2 pseudogenes are annotated in these 958 nt (G+C 63.6%); one reads left to right on the plus strand and one right to left on the minus strand.

Annotated elements, in window-relative coordinates:
* Positions 1-132: 132 nt before the first annotated feature.
* Positions 133-540: pseudogene (locus B7R21_RS20530) on the plus strand (IS30 family transposase); the annotation flags it as partial.
* Here B7R21_RS20530 and B7R21_RS19880 read toward each other — a convergent pair.
* Positions 540-958, minus strand: a pseudogene (locus tag B7R21_RS19880) (DDE-type integrase/transposase/recombinase); the annotation flags it as partial. The pseudogenes B7R21_RS20530 and B7R21_RS19880 sit on opposite strands and share 1 nt — an antisense overlap.

Here is a 958-nt window from a genome sequence, read left to right on the forward strand (position 1 = left end):
CCGCAACCACACCGCAGCATCCGACGAACTACGCCGCATCACCACCGGCACAAACCTGCGCTAACCTAACCCCGCGACCTGGGGAGTTTCAACGAGCAGGACTGGGGAAATTCGCTGAGCGCCGTCAAAACCGGGTACGGGCTCATACGCCCGACGAAGAACGGTCCCGCGCTGGCCGGATACGGGGCGGTAACGACGAAGGACGCGCTCGTAAAGACGTTCGAGGTGCTGCCCGCTGAGCTTCGCCGTTCGCTGACCTGGGACCGCGGCAAAGAGATGTCAGCACACGCACTGCTCACGAACGAGATCGGGTTGCCGGTCTACTTCGCCGACGCGAAAAGTCCCTGGCAGCGCGGCAGTAACGAGCACCTCAACGGGCTGCTCCGGCAGTACTTCCCGAAAGGCACCGACATCGCAAGGTGGAGCGCGACCGAGATCCAAGCCGTCGCCGACACCATCAACAACCGGCCCCGAGAGATCCTGGGCTGGCGAACCCCCGCCGAAGCGTTCGCCGAACAGCTACGCTCAACAGCACAAGCCAGGTGTTGCTTCGACCGCTTGAATACGGCTTGGCTGCCTCGGTCGGAATGTACGATCGTGCCGGCTGGGGCGCGGAGCGCGATCGCGTTACGCAGCGCCGCGGCTGCGAGCTCGGACTTCATTCGGGAATCGATGGAGTACCCGACGATCTTGTTGGAACAGCAATCCTTGACCGCGCACAAATACAGCTTCCCCTCACCGGTCCAGTGCTCCGTAATGTCCGTCAGCCAGACCTGGTTCGGTTCCGTCGCGGCCGTAATGAAGTCGTGCGTTACTCGGCCTTTGTCGTCCGTCACACCGAGCAGGTCGTCGTGGACAGCGGGCCCCGGTTTGTTGCCCTTCCCTCGCCGCCTGTAGTGCGAAGCCTGCAGCCCCGCGACCTTGGCGAGGCGCCAGACCCGGTTTTCGCTCGCAGCTA

Origin of the sequence: Subtercola boreus (assembly GCF_003399625.1) — a bacterium.
GTDB lineage: Bacteria > Actinomycetota > Actinomycetes > Actinomycetales > Microbacteriaceae > Subtercola > Subtercola boreus_C.